17 protein-coding genes are annotated in these 15,170 nt (G+C 60.5%); 14 read left to right on the forward strand and 3 right to left on the reverse strand.

Annotated elements, in window-relative coordinates:
* Positions 1–45: 45 nt before the first annotated feature.
* The 8 genes from AC1DYF_RS23425 to AC1DYF_RS23460 all read left to right on the forward strand — a co-directional run bounded on the left by AC1DYF_RS23425 (position 46) and on the right by AC1DYF_RS23460 (position 5,019).
* Entirely contained in the window at positions 46–297 is a 252-nt protein-coding gene (locus AC1DYF_RS23425) for an AbrB/MazE/SpoVT family DNA-binding domain-containing protein (RefSeq protein WP_477879174.1), read from the forward strand.
* 3 nt (positions 298–300) lie between these two features.
* The gene (locus AC1DYF_RS23430) at positions 301–708 is read left to right on the forward strand and encodes a type II toxin-antitoxin system VapC family toxin (protein WP_477879175.1); all 408 of its coding nucleotides are present in this window, start codon (positions 301–303) and stop codon (positions 706–708) included.
* A gap of 10 nt (positions 709–718) precedes the next feature.
* The gene (gene ruvA / locus AC1DYF_RS23435; protein WP_477879176.1) at positions 719–1,336 is read left to right on the forward strand and encodes a Holliday junction branch migration protein RuvA; all 618 of its coding nucleotides are present in this window, start codon (positions 719–721) and stop codon (positions 1,334–1,336) included.
* A gap of 61 nt (positions 1,337–1,397) precedes the next feature.
* On the forward strand, positions 1,398–1,682 hold the full coding sequence (locus tag AC1DYF_RS23440) for an AbrB/MazE/SpoVT family DNA-binding domain-containing protein (RefSeq protein ID WP_477879177.1): 285 nt from the start codon (positions 1,398–1,400) through the stop codon (positions 1,680–1,682).
* A complete protein-coding gene (locus AC1DYF_RS23445; RefSeq protein ID WP_477879178.1) occupies positions 1,679–2,077 on the forward strand; it encodes a PIN domain-containing protein in 399 nt (132 codons plus the stop codon). The genes AC1DYF_RS23440 and AC1DYF_RS23445 overlap by 4 nt, the downstream gene beginning before the upstream one ends.
* Positions 2,074–3,114: a Holliday junction branch migration DNA helicase RuvB gene (gene ruvB, locus AC1DYF_RS23450; protein ID WP_477879179.1), complete on the forward strand. Its 1,041-nt coding sequence runs from the start codon at positions 2,074–2,076 to the stop codon at positions 3,112–3,114. Before AC1DYF_RS23445 ends, ruvB begins: the two co-directional genes overlap by 4 nt.
* A complete protein-coding gene (locus tag AC1DYF_RS23455) occupies positions 3,115–3,984 on the forward strand; it encodes a metallophosphoesterase (RefSeq protein WP_477879180.1) in 870 nt (289 codons plus the stop codon). It abuts the gene before it with no gap.
* Between the two features lie 135 nt (positions 3,985–4,119).
* Positions 4,120–5,019: a metallophosphoesterase gene (locus AC1DYF_RS23460; RefSeq protein WP_477879240.1), complete on the forward strand. Its 900-nt coding sequence runs from the start codon at positions 4,120–4,122 to the stop codon at positions 5,017–5,019.
* 48 nt (positions 5,020–5,067) lie between these two features.
* Here AC1DYF_RS23460 and iolG read toward each other — a convergent pair whose 3' ends face one another.
* Complete coding sequence (iolG, locus tag AC1DYF_RS23465) at positions 5,068–6,057, reverse strand: inositol 2-dehydrogenase (protein WP_477879181.1); 990 nt, start codon at positions 6,055–6,057, stop codon at positions 5,068–5,070.
* 212 nt (positions 6,058–6,269) lie between these two features.
* Between iolG and AC1DYF_RS23470 the strand changes: the two genes are divergently transcribed.
* Complete coding sequence (locus AC1DYF_RS23470) at positions 6,270–6,590, forward strand: hypothetical protein (protein WP_477879182.1); 321 nt, start codon at positions 6,270–6,272, stop codon at positions 6,588–6,590.
* On the opposite strand, the gene AC1DYF_RS23475 is transcribed toward AC1DYF_RS23470, so the two are convergent.
* Together AC1DYF_RS23475 and AC1DYF_RS23480 are read right to left on the reverse strand one after the other, a co-directional pair.
* Complete coding sequence (locus AC1DYF_RS23475; RefSeq protein ID WP_477879183.1) at positions 6,587–7,018, reverse strand: hypothetical protein; 432 nt, start codon at positions 7,016–7,018, stop codon at positions 6,587–6,589. The genes AC1DYF_RS23470 and AC1DYF_RS23475 overlap by 4 nt on opposite strands.
* An 87-nt stretch (positions 7,019–7,105) precedes the next feature.
* Positions 7,106–8,119, reverse strand: a complete 1,014-nt coding sequence (locus AC1DYF_RS23480) for a LysR substrate-binding domain-containing protein (protein WP_477879184.1) — start codon at positions 8,117–8,119, stop codon at positions 7,106–7,108.
* Between the two features lie 245 nt (positions 8,120–8,364).
* Between AC1DYF_RS23480 and chvE the strand changes: the two genes are divergently transcribed.
* From chvE to araD, 5 genes are all read left to right on the forward strand, one after another.
* The gene (chvE, locus tag AC1DYF_RS23485; RefSeq protein ID WP_477879185.1) at positions 8,365–9,435 is read left to right on the forward strand and encodes a multiple monosaccharide ABC transporter substrate-binding protein; all 1,071 of its coding nucleotides are present in this window, start codon (positions 8,365–8,367) and stop codon (positions 9,433–9,435) included.
* Between the two features lie 118 nt (positions 9,436–9,553).
* A complete protein-coding gene (gene mmsA, locus AC1DYF_RS23490; RefSeq protein ID WP_477879186.1) occupies positions 9,554–11,089 on the forward strand; it encodes a multiple monosaccharide ABC transporter ATP-binding protein in 1,536 nt (511 codons plus the stop codon).
* Positions 11,089–12,291, forward strand: a complete 1,203-nt coding sequence (gene mmsB / locus AC1DYF_RS23495; protein ID WP_477879187.1) for a multiple monosaccharide ABC transporter permease — start codon at positions 11,089–11,091, stop codon at positions 12,289–12,291. The genes mmsA and mmsB overlap by 1 nt, the downstream gene beginning before the upstream one ends.
* A gap of 84 nt (positions 12,292–12,375) precedes the next feature.
* On the forward strand, positions 12,376–13,377 hold the full coding sequence (gene araD1 / locus AC1DYF_RS23500) for an AraD1 family protein (RefSeq protein ID WP_477879188.1): 1,002 nt from the start codon (positions 12,376–12,378) through the stop codon (positions 13,375–13,377).
* 39 nt (positions 13,378–13,416) lie between these two features.
* Positions 13,417–15,156 (forward strand): L-arabinonate dehydratase, encoded by a 1,740-nt coding sequence (araD, locus tag AC1DYF_RS23505; protein ID WP_477879189.1) that lies wholly within the window; start codon positions 13,417–13,419, stop codon positions 15,154–15,156.
* Positions 15,157–15,170 lie beyond the last annotated feature (14 nt).

A 15,170-nucleotide genomic window follows, 5' to 3' on the forward strand; every position in this document is an offset into this window, starting at 1 on the left:
TTGTTCTGCCGGTAAGAATATTTCTTACATTGAAGGGATCAAGTCATGCGCGTCACGTCCAAAGGTCAGGTCACCATTCCACGCGATCTTCGCGAGCTCACCGGCATCAAGCCGAATAGCGAGGTCGTTTTTTCCATCGAAGCAGGCAAGCTTGTCGTGACGCCGAAGGATGGGGTGCAGGAAACCGCCGACAAGGCACGTCTTGATGCGTTCCTCGATACGCTGAAGCGATTGGAGGGCACAGGCGATCAGGATATCGATGCCGATGCGCTGATGTCGATGACGCGGGACAGGTGAGCCATGGCTGTTCTGGTCGATACCAATGTCCTCGTGGATATCGCGGTGCGGGATCAGGTCTGGCTGGATTGGTCGCGTCGACAGCTTGCGGAATCGGCGGGCGCATTGGTGATCAATCCAGTTATTTATGCGGAATTTGCCGTGCGTTATGCCTCGCCGGAGCAGGTGGATTACTTGCTGCCGGAAGGTGACTTCCACAGAGAGAATCTGCCCTGGACGGCCGCTTTTGCGGCGGGTGCCGCATTCCGAAAATATCGGCAATCCGGCGGTGACCGCGAACGGGTTCTGCCCGATTTCCTGATTGGTGCGCATGCGGTGGTGCGCGGCTACTCGATCCTGACGCGCGACCCCAAGGGTTACCGCAGCTATTTTCCGTCCGTCGAATTGATCACTCCCGAAACCCATCCCTGAAAGCAGCACCATGATCGGAAAACTCAAAGGCACGGTCGAGGAAATCGGCGAGGATTACGTCCTCGTCGACGTGCATGGCGTTTGCTATGTCGCCCATTGCTCGTCGCGGACGCTGTCGAAGCTCGGGGGCGTGGGCGAGGCGGTGGTGTTGTTCATCGAGACTTATGTGCGCGAGGACCAGTTCCGGCTGTTCGGCTTTACCACCGCGCTGGAGCGCGAATGGTTCCGGCTGCTGCAGATCGTCCAGGGCGTGGGTTCTAAGGTGGCGCTTGGCGTGCTGTCGACCTTGACGCCGGCCGAGCTTGCCAATGCGATAGCCTTACAGGACAAGACGACGATCAGCCGTGCTCCGGGTGTGGGGCCAAAGGTGGCGATCCGTATCCTGACTGAGCTCAAGAGCAAGGCCCCGGCCTTCGCCGGCGAGGCCTCGATCAATATTGGCCTGAAGCAGGAGCTCGGCGAGGGTGTTGCGCCTGCGCCTGTTTCCGATGCGGTGTCGGCGCTCACCAATCTCGGTTATTCGCGCGACCAGGCGGCGAGCGCCGTTGCTGCGGCGCTCAAGAACGGCGGCGAGGGGGCGGACAGCGCCCGGCTGATCCGGCTGGGTTTGAAGGAACTGGCGCGGTGATTGTCTTTGAGTGGATTTCTTACTAATGTAAATACGTAAGACGAATTGGAAAAAGTAAGATATGGGCGCATTCACGACATTGACTTCCAAGGGACAGCTTACCATCCCCAAGGAGGTCCGCGAGAGCTTGAATCTCGCGCCAGGTACGCGTTTCTATGTCACGGAGCGGAACGGCGCGGTCATGGCCATGCCGAAGAACAGGCGGCTTTCGGAATTGGCAGGCATGTTGGGTTCACCACCGAGCAACATTTCCCTGACAATAGAAGAAATGAACGACGCTGTGATGGACGCTGCGGCCGCGGATGATCGGCGCATCACGGAAGAATGGTCGGGGCAGAATAAATGATAGGCATCGACACGAATGTTCTCGTGCGCTTCCTGGTCGATGATGACGTCAAGCAGAATGCCATCGCACGCGCCTTCATGGCCGAACGAACAGCGGATGATCCGGTCTATCTGGGTGCGGTGGCGTTGGCGGAGACCGTTTGGGTGCTACATCGGCGATTGAACTATTCCATGCCAGTCATTTTCGACATGTTGCGAGCCTTGCTCGCGGCGGACGGATTCATCATTGAGAATATGGAAGAATTGGACGCGTTGATCAACGGGGAGGAAAAGCCAGAGGGAGACCTTGCGGATCATCTGATTGCCTGGTCTTGCGCAAGAGCAGGATGTGAAAGGGTCGTCACATTCGACCGGAAAGCAGTGCTGTCTGTCCCGCAAATGGAACTGCTGCAATGACCGGCGCCAATACATTGCTTACGCCCGAACGGCGCGGCGACGATATCGATACGGCACTCCGGCCGCAGTCGCTCGACGAGTTCACCGGGCAGGCGGAAGCGCGGGCCAATCTCAAGATTTTCATCGAGGCGGCGAAGAATCGCGGCGAGGCGCTCGATCATGTGCTGTTCGTCGGCCCGCCCGGGCTCGGCAAGACGACGCTGGCGCAGATCATGGCCAAGGAGCTCGGCGTCAATTTTCGTTCGACCTCCGGCCCGGTCATCGCCAAGGCGGGCGATCTGGCCGCACTGCTGACCAATCTCGAAGAGCGCGATGTGCTGTTCATCGACGAAATCCACCGGCTCAATCCAGCCGTCGAGGAAATCCTCTATCCGGCGATGGAGGATTTCCAGCTCGATCTGATCATCGGCGAGGGACCGGCGGCGCGGTCGGTGAAGATCGACCTGTCGAAATTCACGCTTGTCGCGGCAACGACGCGGCTCGGCCTGCTGACCAATCCACTGCGCGATCGGTTCGGCATTCCGGTGCGGCTGAATTTCTACACCGTCGAGGAGTTGGAACTGATCGTGCGCCGTGGGGCACGGCTGATGGGGCTCGGCATGACGGAAGAGGGCGCGCGCGAGATCGCCCGCCGCGCCCGGGGCACGCCGCGCATTGCCGGACGGCTGCTCAGGCGCGTGCGCGATTTCGCCGAAGTGGCGAAGGCGCAATCGGTGACGCGCGAGATCGCCGACATGGCGTTGACCCGGCTCGACGTCGATCATATGGGCTTCGACCAGCTCGACCGGCGCTATCTCACCATGATCGCGATGAATTTCGGCGGCGGGCCGGTTGGCATCGAGACGATCTCGGCAGGTCTGTCGGAGCCGCGCGACGCGATCGAGGATATTATCGAACCCTATCTGATCCAGCAGGGATTTATCCAGCGCACGCCACGCGGCCGCGTTTTGACCGCAAATGCATGGAAGCATCTGGGCCTCACACCGCCTGCCAACCTGGCGGCGACCCAATTCGCGCTGTTCCAGGATGATGACTGATTGCTGACGAGAAGAGGCTTTTTGAAGCTTGTCCTGCGCGGTGCCGTGGCTGCTGCTGCGGTGTTCGGCTATCCGCTCTATGAGGCCGGGGCGACGCCGCGGATCACCCGATACCAATTGACGCCGCCCGGCTGGACGCCCGGCCTGAAGCTGAAGATGGCGGTGCTCGCGGATTTTCATGCCTGTGATCCCTGGATGACGGCGGAGCGGATCAAGGCGATCTGCGACCAGGCGAATGCACTTCGGCCGGACATTATCCTGCTGCTCGGCGACTTTGCCGCCGCCATGCGGCTGGCGGGCGATGTCGAGCCGGAGGCCTGGTCGCGGGCGCTGACCGGCCTCAGCGCACCGCTTGGCGTCCATGCGGTGCTGGGAAATCACGATTATTGGGATGATCTCGATTTTCAGCGCCGGCGTACGTCACAGACGTTCAGCGAGAAGGCGCTGCGCAATGTGGGGATTCCTGTCTACATCAATGATGCCGTCCGATTGGAGAAGAACGGGCAGCCATTTTGGCTTCTCGGTCTCGGCGACCAGTTGGCGCTGTTGGACCATGGTATCGACAACCTCCCGGCCACGCTTCGGAAAGTCGAAGACAAGGCTCCGGTCATCTTGATGGCCCACGAGCCCGATATCTTTCCCGAAGTTCCTGGTCGCATATCGCTGACGCTGTCGGGGCATACGCATGGTGGGCAGGTCAACCTGTTCGGTTGGACACCCGCCGTACCATCGCGCTATGGCAGCCGCTATGTCGGCGGTCATATTGTCGAAGAGGGCCGCCACATCATCATCTCGCGCGGGCTTGGCTGCTCCGGTCTGCCGATCCGGCTGGGTGCCTGGCCGGAAATCCTGGAAATCGATCTCGGTTGAATCTCCCTCGGCAGTGATTTTTTCAACGCGGGTTGTGCGGCCGTGTTTTGAACGCAAATGCGTGGAAGCATCAGGCCTTATCCGCCGGCCCATCTGGCGGCGGCTGAGCTTGCACTGTTTCAGGATGATGACCGGGTGATCACGAGAAGAGGCTTCCTGAAGCTTGTCGCGGAAGGCGTGATTGCAGCCGCAGCCCTTGCCGGATATCCGATAGCCGAAGCAATGGCGGAACCGCGCATCACATCTTATCGGCTCACGCCACCGAATTGGACGCCCGGGCTGAAGCTCAAGGTCGTGGCGCTCGCCGATTTCCATGCCTGCGATCCCTGGATGACGGCGGATCGGATCGAGACAATCTGCGATCAGGCCAATGCGCTGAGCCCCGATATCATCCTTCTGCTCGGTGACTATGCAACCGGCATGAATGCAGTGCTCGCCCATGTCCACTCGCGGGACTGGTCCAAAGCGATGGCCCGTCTGAAAGCGCCGCTCGGTGTACATGCGATCCTGGGCAATCATGACTATTGGGAAGACGTAGCCTATCAGCGCGATCCGCAGCTGGAGACGTTCGGGGAAAAGGCGCTCCGCAATGTCGGCATCCCCGTCTATGTCAACGAGGCCGTGCGACTGGAAAAGGACGGGCATCCTTTCTGGCTTGCCGGGCTCGGCGATCAGATGGCAATGCGTCCGGGAAAGCGTTTCGGCCGGCACTCTTTCATTGGCATCAATGATCTGCCGTCGACCCTGGCGCAGGTCAGCGATACGAGCCCGCTTATCCTGATGGCGCATGAGCCCGACATATTCAAGGCAGTTACGCCGCGGGTTGCACTGACCTTGTCAGGCCACACGCATGGCGGCCAGATCAATATTTTCGGCTGGATACCGCTTTCGCCATCCCGATCCGGCCGGCGCTATCCGGGTGGGCATTTCGTTGAAAACGACAGGCATATGATCGTGTCGCGCGGGCTCGGCTGCTCCATCCTGCCGATCCGACTGGGCGCCTGGCCGGAGATCGTGGAGATCGAACTGAGCTGAAAAGAAAAGGGCGGCCGAAGCCGCCCGGATCTTGGTGGCGCAACCATCTTAGACGCTGATGCGCTTGCCGGTCTTGACGCTTTGCACTGCGGCGTCCGCGAGCTGAAGCGCGATCAGGCCGTCCGTGCCGCTCGGGCTGATCGGCGTGCCCTTCTCAACAGCCGAGATGAAGCCGGCGATCTCGTTGGCATAGGCTTCGGTGTAGCGGGTCATGAAGAAATCGTGCAGCGGCGGGCGGGTATAGCCGTCGCCATTGGCGATCTCGATCGACACCGGCCGCTGGTTCTCGGCCGAGGCGACGCCCTTGGAGCCATGCACTTCGATGCGCTGGTCATAGCCATAGGTGGCGCGGCGGGAATTGGAGATCACCGCCTGCTTGCCGGACTTGGTTTCGAGAATGACGGTGACCGAATCATAGTCGCCGGCTTCGCCGATGGCCGGATCGACCAGCACGGCGGCATGGGCGCTGACCGAGGTGACCTCTTCGCCCAGCAGGAAGCGGGCCATGTCAAAATCATGGATGGTCATGTCGCGGAAAATGCCGCCCGAACGCTTGATATAATCGACCGGCGGCGCGCCGGGGTCGCGCGAGGTGATGGTGACCATCTCGACGGCGCCGATCTTGCCGGCGTCGATCGCCTTGCGCACGGCCATGAAATGCGGGTCGAAACGACGGTTGAAGCCGACCATCAGCTTGGCGTTGGTTTCTTCCACGACCTTCAGGCAGGCTTTCACCCGCTCGGCGTCGAGGTCGACGGGCTTTTCGCAGAAGATTGCCTTGCCAGCCTTGGCAAAGCGCTCGATCAGGTCGGCATGCGTGTCGGTCGGCGTGCAGATCACCACCGCATCGATGTCGTTGGCAGCCTCGATCTGGCTGATTGAGCGCACTTCGGCGCCGTATTGCGCAGCGAGCGCCGAGGCCGCATCCGCCATGGCGTCGGCGACGGCGACAAGTTTCGCGTCCGCATTGCCGCTGACGGCTTTCGCATGCACCTTGCCGATGCGTCCCGCGCCCAGAACCCCAAATCTTACCGTCATCTGTTTCTCTCTCCTCTTTGCCGGACTGCGGCCGGCGCATATCGTCGCCACGGTCTAGCAAAACGGAACGGAATGATCAATTCTCAAAATATGGAATGTTTATTCCGTATCTCCGCAATCGACACCGATGTTTCATTTCAGCCGCACCGATCACACCTGCTTGTCAGGCCTGGGCAAAAATGCCATTTCGGAGGGACTTTGGACGGAATGTGATGGCAGACAAAAAGAACAAAACACCGATTTACCTGATCGACACCAGCTCGCCCTTCTACAAGCCGCTTGGCCGGCGGCTCGTCATCTGCCTGGCGGCGATCGCCTGGGCGGCCCTGGAAGGGTGGCATCACGAGCCGTTCTGGTCGGTGATCTCGCTCGCCTGCGCGGTCTACTGTGTCTATACGCTTTTCTGGACTTACAAGGCGCCGGAAGATATGCCCGCTGTTCCTGCCGTTGCCGAGAATGACGAAGCCGATATCGAGCCGGAAGCAATGGCCTCCAAGCCGGACGGTGAAGGCGACGGGAAACCGGTCGGCTAGTGCAGTTTCTTCAGCGCCGCGTCGATCATCTGATTGGCGATCATCATCCTGCGCGTCGCCTGGTCGCGGAATTCCGGCGGCACCCGGTCGGGATGGTTTTCGAGTGCGAAGAGCCGGCGCCGTTCGCGTAGTTGCTGTTCGCTGCGGCAGGCCGAAAGTGCGAGGTCCTCGGCGATCTCCGCTTCGCTCGTACGCCCGATCCAATCCGGCATGACTGGCAGAATCGGCTCGATAGGAGACGGCTCGGCCAGGAATTCGTCGAACTTCGATGACCGCGCTTCGATATCCGGATCGGCGCTCCATTCACGGCCGACGAAGCTGGCGTGGAAGCCGCGCACCGGCGCAGGCGCGTCCTGCTCTTCCTCGGCAGCAGGATCGTCCAGCCCGTCGAGGACCGTTTCGAACAGCGATTTTCCGAAAACAGGCATTCGGTTCCCGTGCTTTGGTGGCGGCGCAATGGAGCAAATGTCAATTGAGCGAGGCTTGACTGTGGCGTGAGCATTTCAGGGATGCCGTCAGCCGCGTCCGCGCCCACACTCTTGCAATATCAGGTCATGCAGCAGCTTGGCTGAGGGCGGCAACGCCCGGCCGCGGGCGGTGATCAGGCTATAGGGCGCCAGCACGATGTCGAAATCGGTTTTCAGGATGGCGATCTCGCCCATGCGGCTTGGCTGGCTGGCGATGAAGGTGGCGACCTCCTCGGCAATCGGCGCGATCGCGTCGCTTCCGGCGATCAGCGCCATGGTCAGCAAAACCGACGAGGTGGTGACGATGTTGTCGGGCAGTGGCACATCCGCCTCGATGAACATTGTCTCCAGGGCGCGGCTCAGCATGGCGCCCTGCGGCTGGAACACCCAATCGTAGCGGTTGAGCTCATCGAGCCGGCGCGGCGTGCCGTCGAGGAGTGGATGGCCGGCACGGACGATCAGGCAGGCTTTCTCGACACCGAGTTGCTGTGCATGGAACTGGCGCGGATTGAGCTCGTCGGGAATGCGGCCGATGACGAAATCGTAGCGCGCCGACATCAGGTCACGGGTCAGGATGTTGCTCGTCTCGATCTGGCAGTTGACCTGGATCGACGGATAAAGGCTGCGGATCTTGCGGATCGCCGGTACGGCGAAACTGATGGCCGGCGCCGTTACCGAGCCCATATTGACCGAGCCGCCATAGCCGGTCTTGAGTTCGGTGATCTCGCGATTGGCCTCGCGGATTTCGAGCAGGATGGAGCTGGCGCGCCGCGCCATGGCCTCTCCGAATCGGGTCATGACCATGCCCTTGGCGACACGTTCGCAGAGCGGGGCCTTGAGAATCGACTCCACTTCGCTCAGCATGCGTGAGGCGGCCGGCTGGGAAATGTTGAGCGCTTGGGCCGCCGAACTCACCTGGCCGTGGTGGGAGAGCGCCGAAATCAATCTGAGATGGCTGAGTTTGAGTCCCGCCTTGATTAGAGAATCGCCCTCATTTTCAGACAGATATTGCCCTTGCCGCGTCAAAATGAGGTTGTCGGAATTTTTTTCGCGAAGGTCCATGTCGCTCTTCCTTTTGAAAAGTATGACTTTTTGGATATTATACCGGATCTGGTATAGAAGTCGCAAGTTATTCTATTTGACAGGTATACAGGTTTATAGGCAGGTAACGACAGAACGCATGGGAGGGAATGTGGAGGAGCGTCGTCGCGCTTGGCCGCAAGCCCTTGAAAAAGGCGGGGGACCAGCCTTCGAAAGCTGTCATTCTCCTCCCGGTGTTCCGCCTGCCATAACTAAGGGAGAGACTAATGAAACTCATCACCTCGCTGCTCGCCGCAGCCGCAATCTCGGTCGCGGCCTTTGCTGCTCCGTCCTTCGCCGCCGACAAGGGCGAAATCGGTATTTCCATGCCGACCAAGACCTCGACCCGTTGGATCTCCGACGGCGAAACCATGGAAAAGCTGTTCAAGGCTGCCGGCTACGAAACCGACCTGCAATATGCTGACGACGATATTCCGAACCAGCTGTCGCAGATCGAAAACATGGTCACCAAGGGTGCCAAGGTTCTCGTGGTTGCCGCCATCGACGGCACGACGCTTTCCGACATCCTGCAGAAGGCCCATGACGCCGGCGTCAAGGTCATCGCCTATGACCGCCTGATCCGCGACTCGGGCAATGTCGACTACTATGCCACCTTCGACAACTTCAAGGTCGGCGTGCTGCAGGCCAATTCGCTCGTTCAGGGCCTGAAGGAGAGATTCCCCGACGTCAAGCCGTGGAACGTCGAGTTGTTCGGCGGTTCGCCTGATGATAACAACGCCTTCTTCTTCTATGATGGCGCCATGTCTGTTCTGCAGCCGATGATCGACAAGAAGGAAATCGTCATCAAGTCCGGTCAGATGGGCATGGACCAGGTTGGTACCCTGCGCTGGGACGGTGCTGTCGCACAGGCTCGCATGGAAAACTTGCTTTCCTCGACCTATACCGATGCGCATGTCAACGCGGTTCTGTCGCCCTATGACGGCCTTTCCATCGGTATTCTTTCGGCCCTCAAGGGTGTCGGCTACGGCTCTGGCGACCTGAAGATGCCGATCGTTACCGGCCAGGACTCGGAACTGCCGTCGGTCAAGTCGATCCTTGCCGGCGAACAGTATTCGACTGTCTTCAAGGACACCCGCGTACTCGCCAAGACCACCGTTGACATGGTCAACGACATCATGTCCGGCAAGGCGCCGACGGTCAACGACACCAAGACCTATGACAACGGCGTCAAGGTCGTTCCGTCCTACCTCCTGACCCCGGTTGCCGTCGACAAGAGCAACTGGAAGGACATTCTGGTCGGTTCGAAGTATTACACCGAAGACCAGGTCACGAAGTGATCCGGTAAGGTAAAATCCGGGGGTCCGCCGGTTGGCGGACCCCCTTCTCAGTTCTCGCGTGACTTTCTATAGTCCCTGACGGGTCCGTCGTGGGCCTGCCGGCGATGGAATACCAAGTATGGATAAAATTCTTCTCGAAATGCGCGGCATCACCAAGACGTTTCCAGGCGTCAAGGCGCTCAACAACGTCAGCTTCAAGGTGCGCGAAGGCGAGATCCACGCCCTTGTGGGCGAAAACGGCGCCGGCAAGTCGACGCTGATGAAGGTGCTGTCCGGTGTATATCCCTATGGCACCTATGAAGGCGACATCTTTTACGATGGCGAAGTCCGCCATTTCTCCACGATCTCCGACAGCGAGCATCTGGGCATCATCATCATTCACCAGGAGCTGGCGCTGGTGCCGCTGCTGTCGATCGCCGAGAACATCTTCCTCGGTAACGAAGTGGCGAGCGGTGGCGTCATCGACTGGCCGCAGACATTCTCGCGCACGCAGGAATTGCTGCGCAAGGTCGGCCTCAAGGAGCAGCCGCGCACGCTGATCACCGATATCGGTGTCGGCAAGCAACAACTCGTCGAAATCGCCAAGGCGCTGTCCAAGAAGGTCAGGCTGCTGATCCTCGACGAGCCGACCGCTTCGCTCAACGAAAACGACTCCGACGCGCTGCTCAACCTGCTGATGGAATTCCGCAAGCAGGGCCTGACCTCGATCATCATTTCCCACAAGCTCAACGAGGTGAAGAAGGTCGCCGACCAGATCACCATCCTGCGCGACGGCGGCACGGTCGAGACCCTGAATGCCGCGACCGAAGAAGTCAGCGAAGACCGGATCATCCGCGGCATGGTCGGCCGCGAGTTGCATGATCGCTATCCGCCGCGCGATGTGCCGATCGGCGACGTGCTGCTCGATGTGCGCGACTGGAACGTCTTCCACCAGAACCATCGCGACCGGCAATTCCTCCACAATGTCGCCTTCAATGTCCGCGCCGGCGAGGTCGTCGGCATTGCCGGGCTGATGGGCGCGGGCCGCACCGAAACGGCGATGAGCATTTTTGGCCGCGCGTGGGGCCACAAGATCACCGGCGAAGTCAAGATGCGCGGCAAGTCGGTTGATGTCAGCACGATCCCGAAGGCGATCGACGCTGGCCTTGCCTATGTCACCGAGGACCGCAAGCAGCTCGGCCTGGTGTTGATCAACAACATCATGCAGAACACCACGCTCGCCAATCTGCAGGCGGTGGCGCGGGCCAGCATCATCGACAACCATGCCGAAGCCAAGGTCGCCAACGATTATCGCGCCAGGCTCAGAATACGCTCCTCGTCGATCTATCAGGAGGCAGTCAACCTCTCGGGCGGTAACCAACAGAAGGTCGTGTTGTCGAAATGGCTGTTCACCCAGCCCGACGTGCTGATCCTCGATGAGCCGACGCGCGGCATCGACGTCGGCGCAAAGTATGAAATCTACACCATCATCAACCAGCTGGCTTCCGAAGGCAAAGGCATTCTGATGATCTCGTCGGAAATGCCCGAATTGCTCGGCACCTGCGACCGCATCTACGTGATGAACGAAGGTCGCATCGTCGCCGAACTTTCGAAGAAGGAAGCAAGCCAGGAATCCATCATGCGCGCCATCATGCGCTCGGGGGAGAAACACTAATGGTCTCCGAAACCACCACCACCAGCAATGTCCCCTCGATCGGCGACTATCTGCGCAAGAACATCCGCGAATATGGGCTCCTGGTCGCGCTCGTCGTCATCATGGTGTTCTTCCAGTTCGTCACCCATGGCGTGCTGTTCAAGCCGGTCAACATCACCAACCTGGTGCTGCAGAACTCGTTCATCATCATCATGGCGCTGGGCATGCTGCTGATCATCGTCTCCGGCCATATCGACCTGTCGGTTGGGTCGATCGTGGCGCTGACAGGCGGTATATCGGCGGTGATGTTCGTCAAATGGGGCTGGCATTTCGCTCTGGTCGTGCCGATATGCCTGATCATCGGCGGCGCCGTCGGTGCCGCACAGGGATACTGGATCGCCTACCAGAAGATACCGGCCTTCATCGTCACGCTGGCCGGCATGCTGGTCTTCCGTGGCTTGACCTATCTGGTGCTGGAAAATCGTTCTCTCGGTCCGTTCCCCAAAGACTTCCAGCTGCTGTCGACCGGCTTCATCCCGGATTTCCTGCCGGTCAGCGAGACCGGCCTGATCAAGAACTATCTGGCGCTGATCGTGGTGCTGGTGCTGGTGGCGCTGGCGGTCTTCAACGGGCTGCGCGCACGTCAGCGCAACGAAGCGCACGGCACCGAGAATGAACCTTTCGTTTTCTTCGCCATCCAGATGGGGATCACCAGCATCGTGGCGATCTTCCTCGGTTTCCAGCTCGCCACCTATCGCGGCCTGCCGAACGTGCTCGTCGTCATGGGCCTGTTGATCGCGCTCTATGCCTTCGTTACGACGCGGACGACGATCGGCCGGCGCATCTTTGCCATGGGCGGCAACGAGAAGGCGGCAAAGCTCTCCGGCATCAACACCGAGCGGCTGACCTTCTATGTCTTCGTCAACATGGGCGTGCTCGCCGCGCTCGCCGGCATGATCATTGCCGCACGTCTGAATTCGGCGACGCCGAAGGCCGGTGTTGGCAACGAACTCGACGTCATTGCAGCCTGCTTCATCGGCGGCGCCTCGGCGTCCGGCGGCGTCGGCAAGATCACCGGCGCGGTGATCGGCGCCTTCATCATGGGTGTGATGAACAACGGCATGTCGATCATGGGCCTGGGCATCGATTACCAGCAACTGGTCAAGGGCCTGGTGCTGCTCGCCGCTGTCTATTTCGACGTTTACAACAAGAGGAAGGGCTGAGGCCATCGGCCTCGCTCCACCACATGGCTGACCGCCGTTAGCGCGGAATTCACGCCATGCGGCCATCCGTAAAAGGAGTAGGAAATGCTGATATCGCAAATCAACAACGGCTTTGGTAGCGCTGCCGTCGTCGTCCGAAACACGGTCGACGAAGAGGCGCGCGTCGTCAAGGATGCGTCGAGCGTCTATGCGCTGGCCATGGAAGCGGCCGATAGCGGCCGGTCGCTGATGGAGGTCATCTCGCATCATGGCTTCGGCGACTATTCGATCGACCTGATGCGGGTGCATGCGGAAGGCCGCTTCCTGGTGCCGATCGAGCATCCCGATCCGTCGCATCTGCATCTCACCGGTACGGGGCTGACACATCTCGGTTCGGCGGCTGCGCGCGATTCCATGCACAAGAAGACGGCCGAGACGGCGGAGGAGAACCTCACCGATTCGATGAAGATGTTCCGCATGGGCCTCGAAGGCGGCAAGCCCAAGGCTGGCGAGAAGGGCGTGCAGCCCGAATGGTTCTATAAGGGCAACGGCACGCAGGCCATAGCCAGCGGCCAGCCGCTCACCTCGCCCTCGTTCGCCCTGGACGGCGGCGAAGAGCCGGAGATCGCCGGCATCTATGTGATCAACAAGCACGGCCAGCCGTTCCGCGTCGGCTTCGCGCTGTCGAACGAATTCTCCGATCACGTGACGGAGCGGATCAACTATCTCTATCTCGCCCATTCGAAGCTGCGCCAGGCGAGCTTCGGCCCGGAAATCTGGGTTGGCGAGCCGCTGGACGATATCCAGGGCTGGTCACGCATCCGCCGCAACGGCCAGGTGATCTTCGAAAAGCCGTTCCTGTCGGGCGAAGCGAACATGTCGCATACATTCGCCAACCTCGAATATCACCATTTCAAGTACAAGCTCTTCCGCGAGCCGGGCGATGTGCACGTGCATATGTTCGGCACCGCGACACTCTCCTTCGCCGAGGGCATCAAGCCGCAGGAAGGCGATATTTTCGAAATCGAAGTGCCGGAATTCGGCTATCCGCTGCGCAATTCGCTGCAGATCGCCCGTGAGGAAACAGTATCCGTCGGCATGCTCTGATGTTGAGGTCGGGACACAGCCGGCCAAGGGAAATTCCAAATGACAAAGAAAGCTGATTGGCCGCGCAAGCTCCGGTCTCAGGAGTGGTACGGCGGAACGAGCCGTGACGTGATCTACCACCGCGGTTGGCTGAAGAACCAAGGCTACCCGAACGATCTGTTCGACGGTCGCCCGGTGATCGGTATCCTCAATACCTGGTCGGACCTGACGCCGTGCAACGGACATCTGCGCGAACTCGCTGAAAAAGTGAAGGCGGGTGTCTGGGAGGCGGGTGGCTTCCCGGTCGAAGTCCCGGTCTTCTCGGCATCCGAAAACACCTTCCGACCGACCGCGATGATGTACCGCAATCTCGCGGCGCTTGCGGTGGAAGAGGCGATCCGCGGCCAGCCGATCGACGGCTGCGTGCTGATGGTCGGCTGCGACAAGACCACGCCATCGCTGATCATGGGCGCGGCCTCCTGCGACCTGCCTTCGATCGTGGTGACCGGCGGGCCGATGCTCAACGGTTATTTCCGCGGTGAACGCGTCGGTTCCGGCACGCATCTGTGGAAGTTCTCCGAAATGGTGAAGGCCGGCGAGATGACGCAGGCCGAGTTCCTCGAGGCTGAAGCGTCGATGAGCCGCTCCTCCGGCACCTGCAATACGATGGGCACCGCCTCGACCATGGCGTCCATGGCCGAGTCGCTGGGCATGGCGCTGTCCGGCAATGCCGCGATCCCAGGCGTCGACTCGCGCCGCAAGGTCATGGCGCAGCTGACGGGGCGCCGCATCGTGCAGATGGTCAAGGACGACCTGAAGCCCTCCGACATCATGACCAAACAGGCTTTCGAGAATGCCATCCGCACCAATGCGGCGATCGGCGGCTCGACCAATGCGGTCATCCATCTCATGGCCATCGCCGGCCGTGTCGGCGTCGACCTGACGCTCGATGACTGGGACCGCTGCGGCCGCGATATCCCCACGATCGTCAACCTGATGCCTTCGGGCAAGTACCTGATGGAAGAATTCTTCTACGCTGGTGGCCTGCCGGTCGTGCTCAAGCGCCTGGGCGAGGCGGGCCTGTTGCACAGGGATGCGCAGACCGTGTCCGGTGAGACGATCTGGGACGAGGTCAAGGACGTCGTCAACTGGAACGAGGATGTGATCCTGCCGGCCGAGAAGGCGCTGACGCAGTCGGGCGGCATCGTCGTGGTGCGCGGCAATCTCGCGCCGAAGGGAGCGGTGCTGAAGCCATCCGCCGCGTCACCGCATCTGCTGACGCATCGCGGCCGGGCCGTGGTTTTCGAGGACATCGACGACTACAAGGCCAAGATCAACGACGACAATCTCGATATCGACGAGACTTGCGTCATGGTGCTGAAGAACTGCGGCCCGAAGGGTTATCCCGGGATGGCCGAGGTCGGCAATATGGGCCTGCCGCCGAAAGTGCTCAAGAAGGGCATCACCGATATGGTGCGCCTCTCGGATGCGCGCATGTCGGGCACCGCCTATGGCACTGTCGTGCTGCACACCTCGCCGGAAGCGGYGGTCGGTGGACCACTCGCCGTGGTGAAGAACGGCGACATGATCGAACTCGACGTCCCGAACCGGCGCCTGCATCTCGACATTCCCGACGAGGAACTGGCGCGCCGGCTTGCTGCATGGGAGCCAACCCATGAGATACCGGCATCAGGCTATGCCTGGCTGCATCAGCAGCACGTTCAAGGGGCCGATACGGGCGCCGACCTTGACTTCCTGAAGGGATGTCGTGGGAATGCCGTTGGCAAGGATAGCCATTGAGCGGAAGCTCGATG

The sequence above is a fragment of the Rhizobium sp. P2_G9 genome (genome assembly GCF_056403475.1).

Bases quoted from the DNA above. Each gene is read 5' to 3' on its own strand.
- AC1DYF_RS23430 (WP_477879175.1), top strand. From the start codon at position 301: ATGGCTGTTCTGGTCGATACCAATGTCCTCGTGGATATCGCGGTGCGG.
- AC1DYF_RS23470 (WP_477879182.1), top strand. From the start codon at position 6,270: ATGGCAGACAAAAAGAACAAAACACCGATTTACCTGATCGACACCAGC.
- araD1 (WP_477879188.1), top strand. From the start codon at position 12,376: ATGCTGATATCGCAAATCAACAACGGCTTTGGTAGCGCTGCCGTCGTC.
- AC1DYF_RS23480 (WP_477879184.1), bottom strand. From the start codon at position 8,119: ATGGACCTTCGCGAAAAAAATTCCGACAACCTCATTTTGACGCGGCAA.
- chvE (WP_477879185.1), top strand. From the start codon at position 8,365: ATGAAACTCATCACCTCGCTGCTCGCCGCAGCCGCAATCTCGGTCGCG.
- mmsB (WP_477879187.1), top strand. From the start codon at position 11,089: ATGGTCTCCGAAACCACCACCACCAGCAATGTCCCCTCGATCGGCGAC.
- AC1DYF_RS23440 (WP_477879177.1), top strand. From the start codon at position 1,398: ATGGGCGCATTCACGACATTGACTTCCAAGGGACAGCTTACCATCCCC.
- ruvB (WP_477879179.1), top strand. From the start codon at position 2,074: ATGACCGGCGCCAATACATTGCTTACGCCCGAACGGCGCGGCGACGAT.
- AC1DYF_RS23425 (WP_477879174.1), top strand. From the start codon at position 46: ATGCGCGTCACGTCCAAAGGTCAGGTCACCATTCCACGCGATCTTCGC.
- AC1DYF_RS23445 (WP_477879178.1), top strand. From the start codon at position 1,679: ATGATAGGCATCGACACGAATGTTCTCGTGCGCTTCCTGGTCGATGAT.
- mmsA (WP_477879186.1), top strand. From the start codon at position 9,554: ATGGATAAAATTCTTCTCGAAATGCGCGGCATCACCAAGACGTTTCCA.
- AC1DYF_RS23475 (WP_477879183.1), bottom strand. From the start codon at position 7,018: ATGCCTGTTTTCGGAAAATCGCTGTTCGAAACGGTCCTCGACGGGCTG.
- iolG (WP_477879181.1), bottom strand. From the start codon at position 6,057: ATGACGGTAAGATTTGGGGTTCTGGGCGCGGGACGCATCGGCAAGGTG.
- ruvA (WP_477879176.1), top strand. From the start codon at position 719: ATGATCGGAAAACTCAAAGGCACGGTCGAGGAAATCGGCGAGGATTAC.